The sequence below is a fragment of the Alphaproteobacteria bacterium genome, assembly GCA_015231795.1.
GTDB lineage: Bacteria > Pseudomonadota > Alphaproteobacteria > Rhodospirillales > WMHbin7 > WMHbin7.
Genome location: JADGAX010000001.1, coordinates 697,561 through 719,607 on the forward strand (window position 1 = coordinate 697,561; position 22,047 = coordinate 719,607).

Here is a 22,047-nt window from a genome sequence, read left to right on the forward strand (position 1 = left end):
CGCAAGCAAGGTGAAGCGCTGCAACGAAAAAGGGCCGCGTCTTTCGACACGGCCCCCTTCTTCATCCAAAACGGTCTGGCTTATTGCAGCGCCATCAGCAAGGAACAGGCCTTGGCGGTGCTAAGCGCGTTATAGGTATTGCTGGCCGCCACGAAGCAGGTGCCTGCCGTGGTGCCGGTTCCGGCAACCGCGCCGTGGATCGACCCGGTTGTGGGGGCTGAATCGTCATATTTGCGCTCGATCTCGGCGGCTTGACGAGGCGTTAAAGGATCGCCGGTCATAGCGCCCGCGGTGCCCAACTGGAAGCGCGCCCAAATACTGGTATCCGCCACATCGGTGCCCTGAATGATGGTATAGAAGGTATTGGCGATGCGGCCCGGCATGATGCCGCCGCTGGCCGCCGCCTGCGCCGTATTGGCCGCCGAATTCAGCGAAACGCCCGAGACCAGATTGGCCGCCGCCAAATGCGCCCAGGCATTCAAATTCTCGCCAGCGATGGCATTTGCCCCAAAAGTGGCTCCCGCAGCAGCCGCAGCCCCGATCGTTCCGTCGCCATTGCCATCCTGAACGCCGGTGGCGCGGATGGTGGTGTTGGCGGCGTTGTAATCGCCCGGCATGGCGTTGTAGCGGTCCTGGAAACCGTTGGTGGCCGCCTTGATGGCGTCCCACTGTGTCACAACGGCCTTCAGCCTTGTGCTGTCGATCAGTTCCTGGCCCTTCAGCACGCCGCCGATCAGCAGGCCGATGATGACCAACACGATCGACATTTCGATCAGGGTGAAGCCTTCTTCCCCATCGGCGCTTTCAAGGCGGGCGCTGATCGCGCGTTCCTTCTGAACCAGCCAATCTCTTAACATGCCAAACATGCCCCGATCCTTCCTTGTGACTTGGCCCCGCACGGGCCTGATCTTAACCATTGCCAGGGTCATTCAACACCTGGAGCAATTAACAATATCTTATAAGGGTGGTGAAATAGCTGCTTATTTTACGATTTGAGGGGTGATTCAGGCAAAATACCCCTATTTTTTTCCAGCCATTCCGAGGGCGAGCAGCCCGCATGCTTTTTAAACACCCGGTGGAAAGACGGCAGGGCGTTGAAGCCCGAGGCGAAGGCGATCTGCGTAATTTGTTGATCTGTTGATAATAAAAGTCGCTGCGCTTCCTCGACCCGCAATTCGTTCAGCACATCGATCAAGGACTTGCCGAAACCCTGATTGATCACCTTCGATAAACGATGCTCGGGCACGCCCAGCGCCCTGGCCATGCTTTGGCGGTGGAAATTCTCCTTAAGCTGCGGCCGCTCGTGGTCCAGGTAGCGGCGAATCCGTTCCAGCAGCGCCAGATCGTCGTCGCCCAGCGGCAAGGGGGCCGGGGGCGGCTGGTCGGCACAAGGCAAAGGCGGCGTCTCGGCCAGGAAGGAGGGGGCCGCCGTCTCGCTGGCATGCAGGGCGAACTGGCTCGATTCGGGAAAAATGCGAAACATCATGCTGGTCGCCAGATAAATGAAGCCTAAGCCCAGGGTGATGCGGGCAAAAAGCGACTCGTCTTGGCTGATCAGGTTGGCATGACCGGCCAGCACCGCCCCCAGCACGGCCAGATTGACGATCACGAGGCCCAGCACCAACCCTCGGCGCTCCTTGCCCTGGGGCTTGGCCTCGGCTTGGCGCAATTTCACTTCGGCCAGCGCCATCATGGCCAGCAGGATGGTCCCGCCCGCCAACACCTGCCAAAGCTGGGCCGCCGCCTGGGCTTCCACGCACAGGCTGGCCAGACAGGCATCGTCCATGGGGGCCACGCTCCCCCAATAAAGCAGCGGAGCGCCCGCCAGCGGCGCCAAAAGGATGGCGAATTGGCGCTTGTCGGGAAGGTGGGCTTCCAGCATCTGCCCGGCCAGCAGATAACTAAGGGCGGGCATGGCCCCCGCCAGGGCCGCCATCAGTCCTAGCGGCCAGGAAGGCGCGTCGTCGGGCCACAGAGGCAGGCCGAAACCGGCGGCGACGGCCAGAAAGAACAGACCGGCCAACAGGCGGCGCATTCTGTCGCCCCCGCATCCGGCCAGATAGGCCAGCAGCAACACGCACTGGATCAGCCCCATCAATTGAAAGGCCTGGGTCAGCGACAGCAAGGGATCGGTCATCATGGTTGGCCGCCCTCGCCCAAGCGCTGCCATTTGCGGATGCTTTTTTCCATCCCCACCATTTCCTCGGGCGTCAGATGCTTGGCGTCGGTGGCCATGATGGCGACCAGCAGTGCGATGGCCGCCTCGCGCTCGCCCAGATCGGCCAGGGCGTAGGCGGGCATGGCCCGCGTCCAGGGCGGCAGGTCGGGAATGGGCAGGCCAGCCAGTTCGCGCGCCACTTCAAGCGCCAGGCTGTTATCCTTCATGCGGTGGCGGGCCAGATAAACCGCATGGGCCAGCCAGCGCCAATTGCGGGCGTAATCCTTGGCGGCATGGGCGCGCAGATAGGCCACCACATGGCGCACGTCCTGGCGCTTAGGCGTTATGCCGTAATATTGGGCGGCGATCACCGCCACGTAATCCGACAGAGGATCAAGCCCATCCAGCGCCAGGAACCAACCATACAGCCGCTGATAATCGTAATCGGCCAGCGGCGTCACCTGCCCGCCGGTGTCGCCGAAATTCTGCAAATGCAGGCCCAGCGCGCGGAACAGGAACTGATCGTCGCCCATGGCGGCCAGCTTCAGGGACAAGGCGGGCGGCGGCGGCGGGGTGATTTCCTCGTTGGCATGCATGCCCCTGCCCCACGCCCAAACAAGAAGCTGCGCCGCCAACGTCGCCAGCAAGGCCCAGGTGGCCGGGTGCGGCAAGCGAGCCAGCATGTCAGAACCTTTTGCGGCGCAGGTCGAAAACAGACGCCAGCAGCAGCATCGGCACGTAGACCGCCGTCTGGGCCAGCAGGAACAAGATAGTTTCCAGCGGCGGCGGGCCATGGACCAGCCAGACCGATTGCGAATAGAGGTCAAGCCTGGGCAGCAGCAGCGACAAAATTTTCAAAAGAAAGCGGACCAGCAGGCCCAACGTCTCGCTTTGCGTCTCGTTTTCCAGAACGCGGGATTCGGCCAGCGAGACGAACACGCTCATCAGACGCGCCAGAATGTAAATGCCGCCCGACAGCAAGGCCGCCGCCACCGCCGTTTCAAGCGCCAAGGCGGCGAACAGGCCAAGCGCCGCCACGATGGCCGCTTCCATGGCCAGCGACAAGGTCCAGACGGCCAGCCCCGCCCAGCCGGGATGAAAGAAAGACAGGCCCAGCCCCATCGGTATCGCCAGCAACACGGCAACCGACGCCAGGCCCAATCCATAGGCGGCCACGAAACCCGTTCTTGAAATCGGACGGGCCAGCAGGGTTTCCAATTCGCGGTTTTCGGCCATGCGCCGCACATGGAAGGCCACGAAAATCAGGATGCCCGCCACCAGGATGCTGCGCCCGCTGCCCGCCGCCACCGGCAAGGACAATTCGCGCCCTTCGGCCAGGGCGGCCTTGCCCAGCGCGCCCGCCACGGCATAGACCAGCGCCGTCAACCCCAGAAGGGTGACGAACAGGCGGTCGCGAAGTGCGGTCAGAAGAACATAGCGCAGGGTTGCGGACATTGGTTCTCACCCTTCTCCTTGAAAAGGTGACCCTGCGGCGTCAGAAGGTCAAGGGGCGCGGGTCGCGGGTATATTTCTGGTAAAGATCACGATCGGCCGGGCTGACCGACTTTTCGGGGGCCTTGATCACGCTGGCCCGGATCAGGACCACCAGTTCGGTCACCGCCACCGAATCGGCCTGCGCCTTGAACAGATTGCCCAGCAGCGGAATGTCCTGGGCACCGGGAATGCCCTGCGTGTCCTTCTGGATGCGCTCTTGCATCAGGCCACCCATGATGATGGTGCGCCCGGTTGGAATGGTGACCACCGAATCCATCTCGCGCACTTCGACCACCGGCACCGCCGAGGTGATGGTCGATCCCGCCGCCGCCGCCTGCAAATCGACAGCCGGATCGTTGACCCTTCTGGCGATGCGCGAAATGGTGGGGCGCAAGCCCAACGCAATCTCGTCGGTATCCAGATTGACCGAGGGCTGCACCGTCATCACCAGACCGATCGGCACGGTGTTCATGGTGCTGGTGTAGTTGGTCGAGCTGACGCCGTTGTTGACCGTGGTTTGAATTTCCGTGCGGAAATAAACCTCGTTTTCGGCCACCTTCAGCACCGCCGTCTGATTGTTCATCACGGTCAGGCGCGGACTGGACAACGTGCGCACGGTGCCGAATTCCTTGATCAGCGACACCAAGGCCCCGATATCCTGGTTCAGATAGCCCAGCGTCATGACGCCGGTCGCCGCAGAGGAAAACGTGGTAAAGGGCGGGCCGGTGGTCGGCAAGGTGGTGGTGGTGGTGCCCGAGGCGTTCGTGCTGGAAATGCCCAGCGGCGCCGCGAAATTGATGTTGCGGTCGGTCAGCGAACGCCAATTGATGCCGGTCTTGAAGGCGTCGGCCAGCGTGACCTCGACCACCTTGGCCTCGATCAGCACCTGCGTGCTGATGGCGGCCTTGACCTGATCCAGATAGGCCTTGACCAGCTTTTGCTGGCGCGAATTTCCGAAGATGGTGACAAGGCCCGCCTGCTTGTTCACGCTGTGATAGCTGAGCGTGGGCGACGTATAGGCGGCCGAAGCCGAAGCCGCCTGGGCGCTGGCGCCGGAAGATGGGTCGGTGGCTGCGCCGGCGGCGGCTGGTTGAGCGCCATCATTGGTGGCCTGATTGACGGCATTGGTGGTGGCAGCCGCCACGCCCTGGGCCGCCGCCGCCGGATTGGCGACGTTCTGCGCCTTCAAAGACATTTGCGAACCGGAGGTCTGCGATGCCCCTTGCTGGCTGGCGCCATTGGGATTGGCGGCGGGCTGCGCCGACGTCGCGTTCGGATTGACCTTGCCTAACTGGGATTGCGACAAGGTGGGCTGATTGCGCGGATCGGAATTTTGCAAGATCTGCTTGATGTTGTCGCCCACCTCTTTCCAAAGATCGGCTTCCGACGAACCATCGACCGAACTGGACGAGGAATTGCCGCCCGCAGCACTGCCGCCCGAGACGGCGGCGAAGACGTCGGTATTGGTTTCAACTTTGCTCGCACTTTTGCGAATCAGGTTGATCGCATCCAGGCGGTAATTCACCTGATACATGGTGTCCAGCTCGACCCTGAGAACATTGTTCTTCAGGCTGTAGCGCAATCCGGCCAGTTCTGCGATGCGGTCGATCACCTGGGGGAACGGGCGCTCATGCGCCGAAAAGATGATGCCGCCAGATACGTTGGGATCAAGTTCAAGATCGACCGACGCCTTGCGGGTCAGTTCCATCAGAACGTCTTTTAAGGGGACGCTGTCGTTCACCTCGATCGAGACCAGACGGGTCTCCAGCGAATTGGGCGGCGCGGGAGCGGCCAGCACGGGCTGAAGATCGGGAATCGGCGGCGCTTCCTTGGGCTTGGCCTCGGGCGGGCGGCGATCCTTCAGCGCCTCGTAATCATCCTTGGACAGGCCAGCGGCGCGGTCGTATTTCAGGTCCTTGTCGTTGCAGCTGGACAGGGAAAGCACAGCCATAAGGGCGGCAAGGACGACCAGTCCCCGCCCGGCTCTGCGTCGCAAGTCCTTCAACTGTCCGTCCCGATTACCCACCGTCTCCAAATCCCGGATACCCGTTGCACCCCAGGGCAGGCATCTTTGCCCCTGCTTATAGCTCTTCCAATCCAACTCACAATATATAGGGCTTTTTTGGGTTTGCATCAACGAGATATTGTTGGCCGCGACTCGGCGGATTTCCTGGGTTTAGCGTATTACGGGCAGAACGGCCAAGGTCAGGAACAGGGCCGCCGCCAGGGCGGGACCAAAGGGGAACACCTTGTTCCCGGTCGCCAGCCGCCAAATCAATCCGAAAGCAACCCCCAAAAGGCCGGCCAGCAGCAAGAAGGTCGGCAGGGCCGCCAGCCCCAGCCAAAGACCAGCCACGCCCAGGAATTTCACGTCTCCCATCCCCAGGCCATGACGCTTCTTGAGGGCCAAATAGGCGAAGCGCAGCAGCAATCCCACGCCCAAACCCAGCCCCCCGCCCAGAATCATGTCTTGCCATTCGGCCTGGGTCGATGCCTGCCAGCCCAAGGCCAGCAGCGCCAAGCCGCCTTGAATGGGATCGGGCAGAATGCGCATCTCGAGATCACTAACGACCAGCACGACCAGCCCCGCCCCCAGAAAGGCCAGACACACGGCGGCCCATAAATTGGGGGCTAGCGCCAAGGCGGCCAGGAACAAGGCGGTGACCGCCAGTTCTATCCAAAGATAGCGGGAAGAGACCGGCGCCTTGCAATGACGGCAGCGGCCCTTGGCCAGCAGCCAGGAAAGAACGGGAATCAGATCGCGCGCGCCCAACGTGGCGGCGCAAGAAGGACAGCGCGAGCGGTCGAAGATCACCGGCTGGCGCCTGGGCAGGCGATAGGACAACGCCCCGGCCAGACTGCCCGTCGCCAAACCGTAAAGCGCGAAGACGATGTAAAGCAGGGGCGCCGGAACGCTCTCCAATATCAACGGTCCTGAAGCTGGCGCGCCTCGGGTCCGGGCAGGGCCGCGGTCTGGGTGCTTTCGACGGCAGGAACGCCACTTTCCAGCAGGCGGGCCAGAAAGCTCGATCCTTTGAAATCGCCGATCGGCAGCAAGAACAGCGCGATGACGGCGGCCAGCGCCGCTTCCGCCGCCAAGGCGGCCCACAAGACGCGCCTTGTCGTGGTTCTGTCCAGAATGGAAACGGGCGAGAACAACAGATCCTTGGAATCGGCGATTGCGTCCTCGACATGCGAGCGCTCGACGCGCGGCGCCGTCTCGGAATAAGCCACCAGCAGGGCCTTTTCGCTTAAGATGTTCAGCAAGCGCGGAATGCCGCGGCTGGATTTGGCCATCAGGGCCAAAGCCCCTTTCGAGAACAGTTCGCGCCGATTGCCCTTGCGCCTGGTGCAAGACAGGCGGTGGCGCACATATTGCTCGGCCTCGGCGCTGGTCAGCTTGCGCGTATAGAAACTATGCACGACCCGCTGATTGAGCTGGCGCAATTCATAGCGCTTCAGCAGGGCATCCAGTTCGGGCTGGCCGAACAGCACGATCTGCAGCAGCTTGTCGTGTTCGGTTTCCAAGTTCGACAGCAGACGCAGGGATTCCAAACCTTCGACGCCCAGCGCCTGCGCCTCGTCGACGATCAAGATGGGCATATGGCCCTGGGCATGCTTTTCCAGCAGAAAATGGCGCAGCGCCTCGTAGGCGCTTTCGCGCGAGCCGGGCTGAACGCCGAATTCCGTGCAGACCGTATCGACCAGACGTTCCTCGTCGCGCTCGGGCGCGTTGATGTAGGCCAGCGGCTGCACATCGTTCAGCGCATGCAAAAGGATGCGGCACAACATCGTCTTGCCGGTGCCGATGTCGCCCACCACCTTGATCACGCCCGCCTGCTGCTTGAGCGCATAGACCACCGCCTGCGCAATGCCGGTGTGTTCGGCCGTGTGCATGTACAGTTCAGGGTTCGGGGTTAGCGTGAACGGCTTTTCGACCAATCCGAAATGGGCCAGATAGGGCATGCGTCACCTCGTCCTTAGATAGCTGAGCCGTTCCTTGACCTGTCCCACCGGCATGGGCAGCGCCGCAACGCTTCCCCTGGCGGCCAGATTGAGAACGGTTTCGTAGGAATTTGCCGCTTCAGAAGACATGCCGGCTCGGTCTTGCATGACGGCCAGATTGAAGCGGTACAAAAGATTTTCGGGCGCCAACTGAACCGCCAGCCCCAGATAGCGGATGGCGGCGGAAAGATCGCCCGACTGGGCGTAAAGATTGGCCATCTGGGCGGGAATGGGGCTGAAGCCCGGATTGTCCTGCTGCAGCATTTCAAGCTGGCGCAGCGCGTCCCTGGGATCTTCCGATCCGTACAGAGACATCAGATTGGCCAACACCTCGCGATTGCCGGGGCTGATCGCCAGGGCCTGTTGGTACAGGCCGCGCGCCTCGCCCATTTGGCCCAGCTTGTGAAGGGCCGCGGCGCGTCCCATCAGGGCCGACAGGTTCTTAGGCTCGCGCTTCAGGACTTCGCCGTAAAGAATGGCAGCCCCCTCGAACTGGCCGGACATCAAGCGCGCATATGCCATCTCGGAGTCTTCGCGCACTTGGCTGGAACTTGTGCCCACGCGCACCATGTCAAGCTTGGTGTCGCCGCCGGGAACGACCACGCTGGGCGTGCCCGAAGCCTTGCGCACGTCGATTTGGGGCGTTACGGCGCCCTGCGCCTTGCGGGCGCGCACATCAGCCAACAGGCCGGGCAGATCGACAGCCGCTTTGTCGGCGATGTCTTTTTCCTGGGTCGTGCGGCGACCGGCCTCGGCGACCACCCGGTCAACGGCGGCGTCGGCATCGCTGACGGCAGGCGACGACGGAATGTATTTGGGCACTCCAACCGGAGCCGCAGGCGGCTGAGCGGCAGCCTCGGGGGCGGGAGCATCCTGCTTGGGTTCTTCGACCTTGGCCGGTTCGGCAGGGGCTTCGACGGGCGCTTCGACCGGCGCTTCGACGGGGGGCTTGGGTGCTTGTGCGAGTTGGCGGGGCTTGCGCGGCGGCGGCGGCTGACGGGCGGGTTCTTCTCCCATCAACTCCTCATAGATCGCCAGCGTGTCGTCGCCGAAATAGTAAAGGGCGCCCAGCGTGCCGCCCAATGACGTCACCAACACGATCAACGCGATGCGGAAGGGACGCGGGCTGGGACGCCCCATGCTTTCGCTAAGGCGGACGCGCCCACCCAGGCTGCCCAGACGCTTCAAGCCATCCATGTCGAAACGGCGCTTGGCGGGAACGCCGTCCAACTCAGGTTCGGACGCGGGCGCAACATACCGATTGAGATCGGCAACTCCGTGCCCGGCGCTGGAAGCGGCGGCGGCCAGGGCTTGCCACATGGCCGAATGAGCGGCGGGCCTGCGGGAAAGGGCCGGATTTCTTGGGGTGGGCGGTTGGGGCTGGGATTGCGGGCGCGAAGAGTATGAAGGCTGGGCGAAAGAAGCCTGGGACCCCGGCAAAACGCCAGCCGAACGGTGCCGGGCCTTATTGGCCTCGGCAGCTTTCGCCAGCGCTTTGAAGAGAACACTCATCGGTCCCAGAACCCGCTACACATAATATGTCGACGATCCTGCCTAACAGGCATGCGGCTAAGATTCGGTTAATTCTAGAAAAGCCCGGAATTAGGCGTTTTTTCGTCTTTGCACGGACCAGCGGGTTAACGCCAGGAGAACGTTCATTTCCAATGGGTTGAAGGATATCTCCCACAATAGGAGGGAGGCATTGCCGGATCGGGCGCGACATTTTGTGGTTTGTGAAGAAAAGGACGACTCGGCGAATTCTATCTCCGAGTCGCGGCAATTTCAGGTATTCGCAAAGCGAAACCTGGCAAATTACTTAGTGTAAAACAAGTATTCGCGGGCGCCGGTCCATGGCGCCGCCCCTTCCGCATGCGCCCTTGACACCCCCGCCCAGGCAGGTAGGTTTCTTGGAAGCAGACTGGCCGGGAGCGCAAGTGGCTTATTTTCTTCAGCAATTGATAAATGGCGTCACGCTGGGGGCCATCTATGGCTTGATCGCCATCGGCTACACCATGGTTTACGGCATCATCGGCATGATCAATTTCGCCCATGGCGAAATCTATATGATCGGCGCCTTCATCTCGCTGATCGCCTTCCTGGTTCTGGGGGCCATGGGCGTCACCTATGTGCCGCTGGCCCTGTTCCTGGTGCTGATCCTGGCCATGGGGTTCACGGCCCTGTGGGGCTGGGCCGTCGAGCGGCTGGCCTATCGCCCGCTTCGGGGATCGTTTCGCCTAGCGCCGCTGATCACCGCCATCGGCATGTCGATCCTGCTGGGCAACATGGTGCAAATTCTGCAAGGTGCTCGGGTGAAGACCTTGCCGCCCACCGTGCCGGGCGGCTTGATTCTGATGGAGGCTGACAGCTTCGCTGTGCGCCTGTCCTTCTTGCAAATCGTCATCGTAGCACTGACCGTGGTGCTGATGATCGGCTTTACCTGGCTGATCAAGAACACCAGCCTGGGCCGCGCCCAGCGGGCCTGCGAGCAGGACATGACCATGGCCGCGCTGATCGGCGTGAATGTGGACCGCACCATCTCGGCCACCTTCGTGATCGGCGCCGCCCTGGCCGCCGTGGCCGGACTGATGGTGACGCTTTATTACGGCGTGATCGATTTCTATATCGGCTTTCTGGCGGGCATCAAGGCCTTCACGGCCGCCGTGCTGGGCGGCATCGGGTCCTTGCCGGGCGCCATGCTGGGCGGCCTGCTGATCGGCCTGATCGAGGCCTTTTGGTCGGGTTATTTCACCACCGAATACAAGGACGTCGCCGCCTTCTCGATCCTGGTTCTGGTGCTGATCTTCCGCCCCACCGGCCTGTTGGGCCGCCCCGAAATCGAAAAGGTGTAAGCCGCGATGGCCCGCCTTCCCTTCCTTCTGAAAGACGCTGGGCTGGCCGCCCTGATCGCCTTCGGCCTGGCCCTGCCGCTGGCTGGTTTCCGCCTGCCCGACGGCGCTGCCGGCACCAACCTCGGCTTTCGCTTCGATTGGGTCGGAGCCGCTGCCGTCATCGTCTTCGCCGGTCGTCTTTTCATGGGCCTTGCAAGGCCCTTTTTCATGGCTGCTGCCCAGGGTCTGGCGCCAAAATTCAGCGCCGTCACCCGCCGCCTGTCCTGGAGCGGCTATTTGCTGGCGGGCGTCGCCCTGGTTCTTCCCCTGCTGCCTTTCGCCGACCGCAATCTGATCGACAAGGCCACCTTGATCCTGATTTACGTCATGCTGGGCTGGGGGTTGAACATCGTGGTCGGTCTGGCTGGCCTGCTCGATCTGGGCTATGTCGCCTTCTATGCGGTTGGGGCCTATTCCTACGCGCTGCTCAGTCTGAATTTCGGCCTGTCCTTTTGGATATGCCTGCCGCTGGCCGGGCTGTTCGCGGCCCTGTTCGGCATTCTGCTGGGCTTTCCGGTGCTGCGCCTGCGCGGCGACTATCTGGCCATCGTGACGCTGGGATTCGGCGAAATCATCCGCGTCATTCTGTTGAACTGGCAGGATTTCACCGGCGGCCCCAACGGCATTTCATCGATCCAGCGCCCATCCTTCTTCGGCTTTCCTTTCACCGCCGAACCGCAGGAGGGAATCACCGCCTTCCACGAATTGTTCTCGCTCGACTATTCCAGCTTCCATCGCGTGGTGTTCCTTTACTACCTGATCTTGCTGTTGGCGCTGGCCACCAACCTGTTCACCATCCGCATCCGCAAATTGCCGCTGGGCCGGGCCTGGGAGGCATTGCGCGAAGACGAAATCGCCTGCAAGGCGCTGGGCATCAACCCGACCATGGTGAAATTGTCCGCCTTCGCGCTGGGCGCCATGTTCGCGGGCTTCGCGGGATCGTTCTTCGCCACCCGCCAGGGCTTCATCAGCCCCGACAGCTTTTCCTTCATCGAATCGGCGCTGATCCTGGCCATCGCGGTGCTGGGCGGCAAGGGCAGTCAGATGGGCGTCGCCTTCGCCGCCATTCTTTTGATCGGCATTCCAGAATGGTTCCGGGAATTGGCGCAATACCGCATGCTGGCCTTCGGCTGCGCCATGGTGATGATCATGGTCTGGCGGCCCGAAGGCTTGATGAGCAAACGCGATCCCACGGTCCGACTGAAGGGGGAAAAGCCATGACGGCGCCCCTGCTGGCCGTCGATCATCTGACCATGCGCTTCGGCGGCTTGGTCGCCATCGGCGATCTGTCCTTCGAAGCCAGGCACAGGGAAATCACCGCCATCATCGGCCCTAACGGCGCTGGCAAAACCACCGTCTTCAACTGCCTGACCGGATTCTATCGCCCCAGTTCTGGCATGCTGCGCCTGTCGCACCGAAGTGGCAAACGCTTCCTGCTCGAGCGCCTCGACGGGCACATGATCACCAGAACCGCCCGCGTGGCGCGCACTTTCCAGAACATCCGCCTGTTCGCCAACATGACGGTGTTGGAAAATCTGATGGTGGCCCAACACACGGCCTTGATGAAAGCCTCGCTGTTCACGCTGGGCGGCTTGTTCGGCCTGCCCGGTTACCGCAAGGCGGAAAGAAACGCGCTGGACTTGGCGCGCCACTGGCTGGACAAGGTGGGATTGATCGCCAAGGCCGACGAAGCCGCGAACGCCCTGCCCTATGGCGACCAGCGTCGGTTGGAAATCGCCAGGGCCATGTGCACGGGGCCTGAGCTTCTGTGCCTCGACGAACCGGCGGCGGGCCTTAATCCCAAAGAGTCGGCCGATCTCAATCAGCTGTTGCTGTCGATCAAGCGCGAAGAGGAGATCGGCATCCTTTTGATCGAGCACGACATGAGCGTGGTGATGGGCATTTCCGACCATGTGGTGGTGCTGGATTACGGACGCAAGATCGCCGAAGGCCCGCCCGCCCATGTGCGCGCCGACAAGGCCGTCATCCGCGCCTATTTGGGCGAGGCCGAGGATGCGGAGGAAAGCGCATGTTGAGCGTTTCCCAGGCCCACACCCATTATGGGCGCATCGAAGCATTGAAAGGTGTCGATCTCGAGGTGGGAACGGGTGAGATCGTCACCCTGATCGGCGCCAACGGCGCCGGCAAGACGACACTGCTTTTGACCCTGTGCGCCAATCCGCGCGCCAGTTCGGGAAGCATCCGTTTCGAAGGCCAGGACATCACGCAACTGCCCACCTTCGAGATCGTGCGCAAGGGCATCGCCATAGCGCCCGAAGGGCGGCGCATCTTTGCGCGCATGTCGGTGCTCGAGAATTTGAAGATGGGGGCGGTCACCGCCAAGCCCGAACATTTCGACGAGGATCTGGCCAAGGTGCTGGGCCTGTTCCCGCGCCTTCAAGAAAGGCTGGACCAGCGAGGCGGCACGCTGTCGGGCGGCGAGCAGCAGATGCTGGCCATCGGCAGGGCCTTGATGGCGCGCCCGAAATTGTTGCTGCTGGACGAGCCTTCGCTGGGATTGGCGCCCCTGGTCGTGCGCCAGATTTTCGAGATCGTGGCCGAGATCAGACGCCAGGGCGTCACCGTTTTCCTGGTCGAGCAGAACGCCTATCACGCGCTGAAACTGGCTGATCGCGGCTATGTGATGGTGAACGGCAAGATCACGTTGTCGGGCAGCGGGCAGGAACTGTTGGCCAATCCGGAAATCAAGAAAGCCTATCTGGAAGGAGGCCATGCATGATCACCTTCCAAGACCTCATGGGCACCAGCCTCGGCGTGTTTCTCGGCATCACCGTCGTTTTTGCGGGCGGTTGCGCCATCATGACCGGGCATGCGTTGGGGCGCAATTGGCGGCCGATCTGGCAATGTCTGGTCTATGCGCCCTTGCTGGGGATGGGAGCGCGCTTTCTGATCTACGCCCTGTTCCAGGGCGAGTTGTTGTCGCTGTCGGGCTATCTGATCGACACCATCTTGTTGACCATTTTCACGCTGACGGCCTATCGCACCGCCCTGGCGGCCCTGATGGTGCGCCAGTACCCATGGCTTTACGAGCGGGTCGGCGTTTTCGGCTGGAGGCAAATCTCGTAAAGTAACCACATGATGAGTAAGATTCGCAGGACAACTTAAAATGGTTTATTCTTACGCACCATCTCGATCCACATTGGGAGACAAACGTATGACCAGCATCAAGACATCCCTGTTGGCCGCCAGCGCGATCATGGCCTTCTCGGCCCAGGCCGCCATGGCCGACATCACCATTTCCACCGTCGGCCCGATGACCGGCCAATATGCCGCTTTCGGCGAACAGATGAAGCGCGGCGCCGAAATGGCGGTCGAAGACATCAACGCCAAGGGCGGCGTGATGGGGCAAAAGCTGAAGCTGGAAGTGGGCGACGACGCTTGCGACCCCAAGCAGGCGGTGGCGGTCGCCAATCAGATGGCCGCCAAAAAGGTGGCGCTGGTGGCGGGTCATTTCTGCTCGGGGTCCTCGATCCCGGCCTCCGAAGTCTATAAGGAAGAAGGCATCCTGCAAATTTCGCCCGCCTCGACCAATCCCACCTTCACCGAGCGCGGCTTCGCCAACGTGTTCCGCACCTGCGGACGCGACGACCAGCAGGGCGGCACGGCAGCGGCCTATCTGGCCAAGAACTTCAAGGGCAAGAACATCGCCGTCATCCATGACAAGACCGCCTATGGCAAGGGCTTGGCCGACGAGACCAAAGCGGCGCTCAACAAGGCTGGCGTGAAGGAAGTTCTCTACGAAGCCATCTCGGCGGGCGAGAAGGACTATTCGGCGCTGGTCAGCAAGCTGAAGGAAGTGAAGGCCGACGTGATTTATCTGGGCGGCTATCACACCGAAGGCGGCCTGATCATCCGCCAAGCCAAGGAACAGGGGCTTAAGGCCGTTCTGGTCTCCGGCGACGCCTTGGTCACCGAGGAATTCTGGAAGATCACCGGCGACGCTGGCGAAGGCACCTTGATGACCTTCAGCCCCGATCCGGCCAAGGACCCGGCCAACAAGGATCTGGTCGCCAAGTTCCAGGCCAAGGGCTTCAAGCCCGAAGGCTATACGCTTTACACCTATGGCACCATCCAGGCCTGGGCGCAGGCGGTCGAGGCCAGCAAGGGCACCGACACCAAGAAGGTGGCGGCCGAGCTGAAGAAAAGCAAGTTCAAGACCGTGCTGGGCAATATCGGTTTCGACGCCAAGGGCGACGTGACCGCGCCCGGCTATGTCATGTATGTCTGGTCGAAGGGCACTTACGACTACAAGAAGTAAGCCCCCTCACGTCATGCCCGGACTTGATCCGGGCATCCACCTGGATCACCGGGTCAAGCCCAGTGATGACAGCAAGAAAGAACCCGGCGGCGCCATCCGCCGGGTTTTTTGTTGGGCACCCCGTCTTGACGGTTTGGATGGGAAACGCCATCCTTGATGGAACGATAGGAGTTCATCTCATGCCCAACCCAACTGCCGCTCAACTAACCCCAGAAGAGAAGCTGGCGCTGATCGGCAAGCTATGGGACAGCATGAACGATTCCGAGATGACGCTTACTACTGCCCAACAAGATGAACTGGATCGACGCCTTGCTTCGCTGGACCAGGACCTCAAACAGGCAGCGGATTGGCCCGGGCTTCGTGACGAACTCCTCAAGCGCCTGGCCTAATGCGACAAGTCGTTTTTGGGCCATCGGCAAAAAAGGAACTGATTGAAGCTCTCGACTGGTACAAGTCCCGCGCCCCGGAACTCGGGGAACGCTTCATCACCGAAATCGATACCGCAGTTGCGCGAATTTCCGAAGGTCCGTTAAGGTATCCCGTTGTTTACAAGGATCTAAGGCGCATCCGACTTCGCCACTTTCCCTACGGCCTGTTCTACCGCGTAACCGAATCCCAACTGTTTGTCATCGCCTGCTTCCACAGCAACCGCGATCCAAAACGTTGGAAAGAGCGGAATTGACAGTCAGCCATTCCCCATTTGCATCGGGCCACGGCGAAAGCGGCGAGTGGCAAGGCCAAGAAAAATGCCGTAAACAAGGCGCATGATCTGGCTTGTCCTTATCGCCACCACCGCCGCCCAGGCCCTGGCCACCTTGGCCATGCTGGCCATTCCCGTCATCGCGCCCACCATCGCCGCCGCCTTCGGCGTCGACGCATCGCTGATCGGCCTTCAGGTCAGCATCGTTTACGGCGGCGCCATGCTGACCTCGATCGTGGGCGGAACGCTGGACCGCAAATGGGGGGCGGTGCGTTCAAGCCAGGCGGCTTTGGGCTTCGGCGCGGCGGGTCTGTTGCTGGCCGTGCTGCCCTGGCTGGCAAGTCTGGCCCTGGGATCGCTGCTGATCGGCTTCGCCTATGGGCTGACCAATCCGGCGGCGGCGCATCTGCTGACCCGCTTCACGCCCGCCAAACGGCGCAACCTGATTTTCTCGATCAAGCAGGCCGCAGTGCCGCTGGGCGGCATGATGGCCGGATTGATCACGCCGCCCTTGACCGACGCCTTCGGCTGGCGCATCGCCTTCGCCGTCATAGCGCTGGGACTGGTCTTGCTGGCCGTCCTCTTGCAAAGCGGGCGCAAGGCATGGGATGGCGACCGCGAGCCGCATATCAAACTGCACGTCAATCCCTTTGCGGGGCTAAGCGTGGTCTGGCGAAACAAGCCGGTGCGTTGGCTGTCTTGGTGCGGATTTTTCTTCTCAGCCGTCCAGATGTGCGTCGCCAGCTTCCTGGTGACCTTCCTGGTCCATGAGATCGGCTTTGGCCTGATCGAGGCGGGCGTGGTCATGGCGCTCATGCAAACCGGCGGCGTTGCTGGCCGCATGAGCTGGGGCTGGCTGGCCGACCTGATCAAAAGCGGCTACAAGGTGCTGCTGATCATCGGCGTCATCGCCGTGCTGGCGTCGCTGGCGTCCGCCTTCCTGGTTCCCGGCACGCCCGACTGGTTCGTCAAACTGGTCTTCGTCACACTGGGTTTCACGGCCATTGGATGGAACGGCGTGTATCTGGCGGAAGTGGCGCGTCTGGTCCCCAGGGAACAGGTCAGCATCGCCACCGGCGGCACGCTGTTCTTCACCTTCATGGGCGTCTTCTTCGGCCCAGCTTTGTTCAGCTTGGTCTATGGCGCCACGCAAACCTATGCCGCCACCTATGCCGGACTGGGATTGGTGACCCTGGCCGGCATGACGATGGTGTGGAAATCCAAAAAAAGTTAGGCAGGAACCAAACCGCCGTCTTTCAGCCTGACGCGCCGGTCCATGCGCGCCGCCAGATCGGGATTGTGGGTGGCGATCAGCGCCGCCAAGCCCTGCTCGCGCACAAGGCTTAGCAGTTCCTGGAACACGATGTCGGCAGTGGCGGGATCGAGATTGCCGGTCGGCTCGTCGGCCAGCAGCAATTTCGGGCGATTGGCCAGCGCTCGGCAAATCGCCACCCGCTGTTGCTCGCCGCCGGAAAGCTGGCCCGGTCGGTGCGTCTCGCGCCCAGAAAGCCCCATGCGGCCCAGTAATTCGCGCGCCCTGGCACTTGCCTTCGACTTCGAGACGCCCGCGATCATCTGCGGCAACACCACATTCTCCAGCGCCGAAAATTCCGGCAGCAGATGGTGATACTGATAGACGAAGCCCATGGCTCTGCGCCGAATGGCGGTGCGCTTGTCGTCGTTCAACAGCGTCGCGTCCTGCCCCGCCAGCATCACCTGTCCCGCATCCGGCTTTTCCAAAAGCCCGGCGATATGCAGCAGCGTGGATTTGCCAGCGCCCGACGGCCCCACCATGGCGACGATCTCGCCGCTTTTCACTTCGATCTCGGCGCCCTTCAAAACCTGAAGATCGGCGCGTCCCTGATGGAACGAGCGCATGACGCCCGACAGTTTCAGCACCACCTCATTCATAGCGCAGCGCCTCGACCGGATCGAGCTTGGCGGCGCGCCAGGAAGGATAGATGGTGGCGGCGAAGGACAGGCCCAGCGCCATCAGCACCACTTGGACCACTTCGCCGAAATCGACCTTGGCTGGCAATTTCGACAGGAAATAGATTTCCGCCGAAAACAGATCGGTGCCGGTCAGGCTTTGCAGCAACTGGCGGATGCTTTCGATGTTGAGTGCGAAGGAAAGCCCCAATACCACGCCCAGAACGGTGCCGGTCACGCCGACGCTAGCGCCCGACAACAGAAAGATGCGCTGGATCATGCCCTGGGTCGCTCCCATGGTGCGCAGGATCGCGATGTCGCGTCCCTTGTCCTTGACCAGCATGATCAGGCTGGAAATGATGTTGAAGGCGGCGACCAGGATGATCAGCGTCAAAATCAGGAACATGACGTTGCGTTCCACCTGCACCGCGTTGAAGAAGCTGGAATTGGCCTGTTGCCAATCATAGACGCTGCCCGCATCGCCGATGCGCTCGGCCACCTGGGCGCGCACCTTGGGCACCAGATCGGGATTGCTGAGCACCACTTCCAGATGGGTGACCGCGTCCTTCTCCTTGGTCTGGAAGAATATCTGCGATTCTTCAAGCGGCATGAAGATGTAGGAGGAATCGTATTCGTACATGCCGACATTGAAGGTGGCGACGATGGGATAGGCGCGCATGCGGGGCACGGTGCCGAACGCCGTCACCTGTCCCTTGGGGGCGATCATGGTCAGCACGTCGCCCACCCCCAGGCCCAGCTTGGTGGCCAGTCGCGAGCCGATGACGACGCCCTCGTTGTTGTTGAAGGCGTTGATGTCGCCATTGAAGTTCTTGGCGATCACCTCGCGGCTGAGAAGATCGGCGCCGCGCACGCCGCGCACCAAAGCGCCCTGCGCATGGTTGCGCCCGGTCACCATCACTTGGCCTTCCAGCGTGGGCGAGACATGGACAATGCCATCGATGTTGCGGATCGAATCGGCTAGGCGGTCGTAATCGGTCAACTGATTGGCATAGCCGTAAACGCCCAGATGGCCGTTCAGCCCCAGGATGCGGCCCAGCAGTTCGGCGCGAAAGCCATTCATGACGGACATCACGATGATCAGCGTCGCCACGCCAAGGCCGATGCCCAGCAGCGAGAAACCCGCGATGACCGAGATGAATCCTTCCTGGCGGCGTGCGCGTAGATAGCGCATGGCCACCATGCGTTCGAAGGCGCCGAAGACCATTTTATCCCGCCAATCTTGCCAAAGCCGATTCGACCGACAATTCGTGCTTCTCGCCGGTGGCGCGATATTTCAGTTCGACCACGCCCGCCTTCAACCCCTTGGGTCCGGCCACCAATTGCCAGGGCAAGCCGATCAGGTCCATGTCGGCGAACTTGACGCCCGCGCGTTCGTCGCGGTCGTCATACAGCACTTCGATGCCCTTGCCGATCATGGTGCCGTACAGCTCGCCGCACACGCGGTCGCACTCGCCATCACCCACTTTCAGATTGACCAGACCCACGCGGAAGGGCGCCACGCTTTCCGGCCAGATGATGCCAGCCTCGTCGTGATGCGCCTCGATGATGGCGCCCACCAAGCGCGACACGCCGATGCCGTAGGACCCCATTTCGATGGTGATGTTCTCGCCGCCGGGACCCTGCACCATCGCCCCCAGAGCGGCGGAATATTTGGTGCCGAAATAGAAGATGTGGCCCACTTCGATGCCACGCGCGCTCACCAGCTTGTCGCCCAGCAGATCGGCCTGCTTCACGTCGTGTTTTTCGTCGGTGGCGGCGTAAAGCGAGGTGAAACGCTCGACCATGGTCGTCACGTCGCCCGCGTAATCGACCGGCTCGCTCAGCACGTCGATGTCCAGCAGGTCCTTGTGGCAATAGACTTGGCTTTCGCCGGTTTCGGCCAGAATGATGAATTCGTGGGAAAGGTCGCCGCCGATGGGGCCGGTGTCGGCGGCCATCGGAATCGCCTTCAGCCCCATCTTGGCGAAGGTGCGCAGATAGGCCACGAACATGGTTTCGTACGAGCGCTTGGCGCCCGCGTAATCGAGATCGAAGGAATAGCTGTCCTTCATCAGGAATTCGCGTCCGCGCATCACGCCGAAACGCGGACGCACTTCATCGCGGAACTTCCACTGGATGTGATAGAGAATTTTGGGAAGTGCCCGGTAGCTGCGGATATCCTTGCGCACGATATCGGTGATCAGTTCCTCGTTGGTGGGGCCGAACAGCATCTCGCGCTCGTGGCGGTCGGTGATGCGCAGCATCTCCTTGCCGTAATCGTCGTAGCGTCCGCTTTCCTTCCACAGTTCGGCAGGCTGGATGGTGGGCATCAGCAGTTCCTGCGCCCCCGCAGCATCCTGTTCCTCGCGCACGATGGCCTCGATCTTCTTTAACACCTTATGGCCCATGGGCAGCCAAGAATAGATGCCCGCCGCCGATTGGCGGACCATGCCGGCGCGCAGCATCAAACGGTGCGAGGCGATCTGGGCCTCGGACGGGGTATCCTTCATGGTGGGCATGAAAAAACGGCTAAGGCGCATGGCAATCCCTGAACGTGTTGGAAAACTGGCGACAATCTAACCAGAAAGCTACACTGACGCCATGATGAAACGCATCTTGTTCCTGGCCGAGACGGCCGAGCGACTGGGCAGTTCGATATTTCTGCTCCACTTTTTGTCCTGGCTGAAAGCGGAGGGGCTGGCCGAATCCCACGTTCTGTTCGCCGCCCCAGGGTCGATGTTGAACGATTTCAATGAGATATGTGAAACAACAATCCTGTTGCCGGATGGCCGGATGACGCCCCAGGCGCTGGCCGAGGCCACCCCCGCCTTGCAAAAACTGCGCGCCCAGCCCTTCGATCTGCTTTTTGCCAACACGGCCAGCACGGCCCCGCTTCTGGACCTGACGGCCAAGCCCGGCCTGCCGGTCCTGGCGCATGTGATGGAAGGGGCCTATTCGATCCGCCATGTGCTGGGGCAAGAGGCGCTGGAGCGCCTGAAACGCCATGCCAGCCGGTTCGTCGCCGCCTCAAGCTCGATCGAGCGGGAATTGGCCAACGAGTTCCATATCCCTCCCCATCTGCTGGCCTGCGTGCCCTGCGCCGCCCGCCTGCCCCGCCCCGGCCCCAAATCCGCGCATGACGGATTGACCGTGCTGGCCGCCGGGACCTTGAACTGGCGCAAGGGACCCGACCTGTTCTTGCAACTGGCCGGGGAAACCAAGCGCCAAGCCCCCCGGCTTCAGGCCCGTTTCATCTGGGCGGGCCGGGAAAGCGAGGCGGGCATCGGCGACCGCTTGGCTTACGAAGCGAAATTGGCGGGCGTTGAAGATCGCCTCGTCTTCCTGGGCGAAGTCCAGGACATGCCAACCCTTTACGCATCCGCCGACATTTTCGTGCTGGCGTCTCGGGAAGAGCCGCTGGGGCTGGTCTGCGTGGAAGCCGCCGCCATGGGCCTGCCGGTTCTGTGCTTCAAGGGAGCGGGCGCCGCCCCCGATTTCGTGGGCGAGGATGCGGGCGTTTGCGTCTCTTTCCCCGCCATCGGCGAGATGGCGGCGGCGCTGATCAGGCTGGCGGGCGATCCTGGCTTGCGCGAAGAAATGGGCAAGACGGGACAAGCGCGCGCCCTGGCTCAGCACGACATGGAGATGGCGGGACCGGCGATGTGGAAAATCATCGAAGGGGTTTGCGGTTAGACGATCCTGCGCCGACGTTCACTTTTGGGCGCGCCGGGTGAGAAACGCTCCCACGACGAAGGGAATAAAGCCCAGCAGGAAATAGGTCGGCCCCTCGGCGCTGACCGAGTGAGTCCAAAGACCTTTTTCCAGGTCCGACGTCCCCGCTATGAAGCGAGTGACCAACCAAAGCGACAGAGCGACGGCGATCATGACGGGTAGGCGGGGCCACCACGCTTCGTTGCGAAGCCTTCCCCGCCAGCACGCCCACAGACCGGCGCCCAAAAACAGGGCGGCGGCTACCAGACCAGGCAAGAATGGAATGGCGCCGTCGCCGCCAAGTGTCCGGGCGGGATTGTAGAAGGTCCAACCGGAATGGGTTTCACTGGTGGCATGAAGAACGTAAGCCGGGTTCCAGCCAGCATGGAACGACCATCCGCAAAGAACACAGGACAGCACCATCAGGCGGATGGCCCAACTCCCGCGCCAAAGTTCGCGCGGGTCGATCTCCCAAGCGGGCGTGCCATCCTCCTGCAGGGGACCGCGCAACTCGCCTCGGCTCCAACTGTCGGCAACCAGGATCACGGTGGCAGCGATTTGCGGCAAGAAGGCGGGCACCAGACCGGCCTGTACGGTCATGAGGGCATAAATAAGCAGCGTCGGCTTGATGATGCGCGCCCGGCGCAGCGCTGGCGGGGCCTTGTACCATTCCGGCTGGAAGGCATCGAGCAGCAACAGCGCCGTCAACCCAACCACCACCAGCCCCGCGCCCATCGGCCAATCGACCGAATGCCCGAAAATGAAAAACTGAACCCCTACCAGCGAGGCGAACAGGACAACGCGACTGCGCTCGCTGCGCGGAAGCCACGCTAGTTCTGAAACGGACATGCAATCCCCCGAATTGTCCAGTTGCCGGTTCTAA

Annotated in this window: 22 protein-coding genes; 10 read left to right on the plus strand and 12 right to left on the minus strand. The window is 61.9% G+C overall.

The genetic code is table 11. From position 1 onward, the window contains the following. Positions 1 to 80 precede the first annotated feature (80 nt). The 8 genes from HQL44_03355 to HQL44_03390 form a co-directional block, all read right to left on the minus strand. The gene (locus tag HQL44_03355) at positions 81 to 866 is read right to left on the minus strand and encodes a prepilin-type N-terminal cleavage/methylation domain-containing protein (GenBank protein ID MBF0267611.1); all 786 of its coding nucleotides are present in this window, start codon (positions 864 to 866) and stop codon (positions 81 to 83) included. Between the two features lie 119 nt (positions 867 to 985). Further along, positions 986 to 2,140: a helix-turn-helix transcriptional regulator gene (locus HQL44_03360; protein MBF0267612.1), complete on the minus strand. Its 1,155-nt coding sequence runs from the start codon at positions 2,138 to 2,140 to the stop codon at positions 986 to 988. Beyond that, a complete protein-coding gene (locus HQL44_03365; protein MBF0267613.1) occupies positions 2,137 to 2,841 on the minus strand; it encodes a hypothetical protein in 705 nt (234 codons plus the stop codon). Before HQL44_03365 ends, HQL44_03360 begins: the two co-directional genes overlap by 4 nt. A 1-nt stretch (position 2,842) precedes the next feature. Beyond that, complete coding sequence (locus HQL44_03370; protein ID MBF0267614.1) at positions 2,843 to 3,613, minus strand: hypothetical protein; 771 nt, start codon at positions 3,611 to 3,613, stop codon at positions 2,843 to 2,845. A 40-nt stretch (positions 3,614 to 3,653) separates the two neighbouring features. Continuing rightward, positions 3,654 to 5,678 carry a hypothetical protein gene (locus HQL44_03375; GenBank protein MBF0267615.1) on the minus strand — a complete coding sequence of 675 codons (2,025 nt, stop codon included), beginning with the start codon at positions 5,676 to 5,678 and terminating at the stop codon, positions 3,654 to 3,656. Positions 5,679 to 5,828: 150 nt separating this feature from the next. Next, entirely contained in the window at positions 5,829 to 6,575 is a 747-nt protein-coding gene (locus tag HQL44_03380) for a prepilin peptidase (protein ID MBF0267616.1), read from the minus strand. A 2-nt stretch (positions 6,576 to 6,577) separates the two neighbouring features. Further along, on the minus strand, positions 6,578 to 7,618 hold the full coding sequence (locus HQL44_03385) for an AAA family ATPase (protein MBF0267617.1): 1,041 nt from the start codon (positions 7,616 to 7,618) through the stop codon (positions 6,578 to 6,580). A 3-nt stretch (positions 7,619 to 7,621) separates the two neighbouring features. After that, positions 7,622 to 9,169: a tetratricopeptide repeat protein gene (locus tag HQL44_03390; GenBank protein ID MBF0267618.1), complete on the minus strand. Its 1,548-nt coding sequence runs from the start codon at positions 9,167 to 9,169 to the stop codon at positions 7,622 to 7,624. 422 nt (positions 9,170 to 9,591) lie between these two features. Between HQL44_03390 and HQL44_03395 the strand changes: the two genes are divergently transcribed. The 9 genes from HQL44_03395 (at position 9,592) to HQL44_03435 (ending at position 16,758) form a co-directional block, all read left to right on the plus strand. Next, positions 9,592 to 10,506 carry a branched-chain amino acid ABC transporter permease LivH gene (locus HQL44_03395; protein ID MBF0267619.1) on the plus strand — a complete coding sequence of 305 codons (915 nt, stop codon included), beginning with the start codon at positions 9,592 to 9,594 and terminating at the stop codon, positions 10,504 to 10,506. Positions 10,507 to 10,512: 6 nt separating this feature from the next. Next, positions 10,513 to 11,766: a high-affinity branched-chain amino acid ABC transporter permease LivM gene (gene livM / locus HQL44_03400; GenBank protein ID MBF0267620.1), complete on the plus strand. Its 1,254-nt coding sequence runs from the start codon at positions 10,513 to 10,515 to the stop codon at positions 11,764 to 11,766. Further along, positions 11,763 to 12,581, plus strand: coding sequence for an ATP-binding cassette domain-containing protein (locus tag HQL44_03405; protein MBF0267621.1), 819 nt, complete (start codon positions 11,763 to 11,765; stop codon positions 12,579 to 12,581). The genes livM and HQL44_03405 overlap by 4 nt, the downstream gene beginning before the upstream one ends. Then, entirely contained in the window at positions 12,575 to 13,285 is a 711-nt protein-coding gene (locus tag HQL44_03410; protein MBF0267622.1) for an ABC transporter ATP-binding protein, read from the plus strand. Before HQL44_03405 ends, HQL44_03410 begins: the two co-directional genes overlap by 7 nt. Next, positions 13,282 to 13,632, plus strand: coding sequence for a hypothetical protein (locus HQL44_03415; protein MBF0267623.1), 351 nt, complete (start codon positions 13,282 to 13,284; stop codon positions 13,630 to 13,632). The genes HQL44_03410 and HQL44_03415 overlap by 4 nt, the downstream gene beginning before the upstream one ends. Positions 13,633 to 13,720: 88 nt before the next feature. After that, the gene (locus HQL44_03420; GenBank protein ID MBF0267624.1) at positions 13,721 to 14,824 is read left to right on the plus strand and encodes a branched-chain amino acid ABC transporter substrate-binding protein; all 1,104 of its coding nucleotides are present in this window, start codon (positions 13,721 to 13,723) and stop codon (positions 14,822 to 14,824) included. A 179-nt stretch (positions 14,825 to 15,003) separates the two neighbouring features. Then, on the plus strand, positions 15,004 to 15,213 hold the full coding sequence (locus HQL44_03425; GenBank protein ID MBF0267625.1) for an addiction module protein: 210 nt from the start codon (positions 15,004 to 15,006) through the stop codon (positions 15,211 to 15,213). Then, positions 15,213 to 15,506 (plus strand): type II toxin-antitoxin system RelE/ParE family toxin, encoded by a 294-nt coding sequence (locus HQL44_03430; protein MBF0267626.1) that lies wholly within the window; start codon positions 15,213 to 15,215, stop codon positions 15,504 to 15,506. The genes HQL44_03425 and HQL44_03430 overlap by 1 nt, the downstream gene beginning before the upstream one ends. A gap of 82 nt (positions 15,507 to 15,588) precedes the next feature. Then, positions 15,589 to 16,758: an MFS transporter gene (locus HQL44_03435; GenBank protein ID MBF0267627.1), complete on the plus strand. Its 1,170-nt coding sequence runs from the start codon at positions 15,589 to 15,591 to the stop codon at positions 16,756 to 16,758. Here HQL44_03435 and HQL44_03440 read toward each other — a convergent pair. From HQL44_03440 to HQL44_03450, 3 genes are read right to left on the minus strand one after another with little or no spacing between them, the layout of a single operon-like run. Beyond that, on the minus strand, positions 16,755 to 17,435 hold the full coding sequence (locus tag HQL44_03440; protein MBF0267628.1) for an ABC transporter ATP-binding protein: 681 nt from the start codon (positions 17,433 to 17,435) through the stop codon (positions 16,755 to 16,757). The two genes, HQL44_03435 and HQL44_03440, sit on opposite strands and share 4 nt — an antisense overlap. Further along, on the minus strand, positions 17,428 to 18,678 hold the full coding sequence (locus HQL44_03445) for a lipoprotein-releasing ABC transporter permease subunit (GenBank protein MBF0267629.1): 1,251 nt from the start codon (positions 18,676 to 18,678) through the stop codon (positions 17,428 to 17,430). Before HQL44_03445 ends, HQL44_03440 begins: the two co-directional genes overlap by 8 nt. Before the next feature lies 1 nt (position 18,679). Next, on the minus strand, positions 18,680 to 19,993 hold the full coding sequence (locus tag HQL44_03450) for a proline--tRNA ligase (GenBank protein ID MBF0267630.1): 1,314 nt from the start codon (positions 19,991 to 19,993) through the stop codon (positions 18,680 to 18,682). A 61-nt stretch (positions 19,994 to 20,054) separates the two neighbouring features. On the opposite strand from HQL44_03450, the gene HQL44_03455 reads away from it, so the two are divergent. Further along, the gene (locus HQL44_03455) at positions 20,055 to 21,146 is read left to right on the plus strand and encodes a glycosyltransferase family 4 protein (protein ID MBF0267631.1); all 1,092 of its coding nucleotides are present in this window, start codon (positions 20,055 to 20,057) and stop codon (positions 21,144 to 21,146) included. A gap of 18 nt (positions 21,147 to 21,164) precedes the next feature. Here HQL44_03455 and HQL44_03460 read toward each other — a convergent pair whose 3' ends face one another. Continuing rightward, positions 21,165 to 22,013, minus strand: a complete 849-nt coding sequence (locus HQL44_03460; protein MBF0267632.1) for a hypothetical protein — start codon at positions 22,011 to 22,013, stop codon at positions 21,165 to 21,167. Positions 22,014 to 22,047: the final 34 nt, after the last annotated feature.

What these genes read in the sequence shown, in the direction of transcription:
- HQL44_03420 (MBF0267624.1), top strand. Translation starts at nt 13,721, where the DNA reads ATGACCAGCATCAAGACATCCCTGTTGGCCGCCAGCGCGATCATGGCC.
- HQL44_03385 (MBF0267617.1), bottom strand. Translation starts at nt 7,618, where the DNA reads ATGCCCTATCTGGCCCATTTCGGATTGGTCGAAAAGCCGTTCACGCTA.
- HQL44_03455 (MBF0267631.1), top strand. Translation starts at nt 20,055, where the DNA reads ATGATGAAACGCATCTTGTTCCTGGCCGAGACGGCCGAGCGACTGGGC.
- HQL44_03410 (MBF0267622.1), top strand. Translation starts at nt 12,575, where the DNA reads ATGTTGAGCGTTTCCCAGGCCCACACCCATTATGGGCGCATCGAAGCA.
- livM (MBF0267620.1), top strand. Translation starts at nt 10,513, where the DNA reads ATGGCCCGCCTTCCCTTCCTTCTGAAAGACGCTGGGCTGGCCGCCCTG.
- HQL44_03430 (MBF0267626.1), top strand. Translation starts at nt 15,213, where the DNA reads ATGCGACAAGTCGTTTTTGGGCCATCGGCAAAAAAGGAACTGATTGAA.
- HQL44_03370 (MBF0267614.1), bottom strand. Translation starts at nt 3,613, where the DNA reads ATGTCCGCAACCCTGCGCTATGTTCTTCTGACCGCACTTCGCGACCGC.
- HQL44_03435 (MBF0267627.1), top strand. Translation starts at nt 15,589, where the DNA reads ATGATCTGGCTTGTCCTTATCGCCACCACCGCCGCCCAGGCCCTGGCC.
- HQL44_03355 (MBF0267611.1), bottom strand. Translation starts at nt 866, where the DNA reads ATGTTTGGCATGTTAAGAGATTGGCTGGTTCAGAAGGAACGCGCGATC.
- HQL44_03365 (MBF0267613.1), bottom strand. Translation starts at nt 2,841, where the DNA reads ATGCTGGCTCGCTTGCCGCACCCGGCCACCTGGGCCTTGCTGGCGACG.
- HQL44_03425 (MBF0267625.1), top strand. Translation starts at nt 15,004, where the DNA reads ATGCCCAACCCAACTGCCGCTCAACTAACCCCAGAAGAGAAGCTGGCG.
- HQL44_03440 (MBF0267628.1), bottom strand. Translation starts at nt 17,435, where the DNA reads ATGAATGAGGTGGTGCTGAAACTGTCGGGCGTCATGCGCTCGTTCCAT.
- HQL44_03450 (MBF0267630.1), bottom strand. Translation starts at nt 19,993, where the DNA reads ATGCGCCTTAGCCGTTTTTTCATGCCCACCATGAAGGATACCCCGTCC.
- HQL44_03445 (MBF0267629.1), bottom strand. Translation starts at nt 18,678, where the DNA reads ATGGTCTTCGGCGCCTTCGAACGCATGGTGGCCATGCGCTATCTACGC.
- HQL44_03360 (MBF0267612.1), bottom strand. Translation starts at nt 2,140, where the DNA reads ATGATGACCGATCCCTTGCTGTCGCTGACCCAGGCCTTTCAATTGATG.
- HQL44_03405 (MBF0267621.1), top strand. Translation starts at nt 11,763, where the DNA reads ATGACGGCGCCCCTGCTGGCCGTCGATCATCTGACCATGCGCTTCGGC.
- HQL44_03390 (MBF0267618.1), bottom strand. Translation starts at nt 9,169, where the DNA reads ATGAGTGTTCTCTTCAAAGCGCTGGCGAAAGCTGCCGAGGCCAATAAG.
- HQL44_03415 (MBF0267623.1), top strand. Translation starts at nt 13,282, where the DNA reads ATGATCACCTTCCAAGACCTCATGGGCACCAGCCTCGGCGTGTTTCTC.
- HQL44_03460 (MBF0267632.1), bottom strand. Translation starts at nt 22,013, where the DNA reads ATGTCCGTTTCAGAACTAGCGTGGCTTCCGCGCAGCGAGCGCAGTCGC.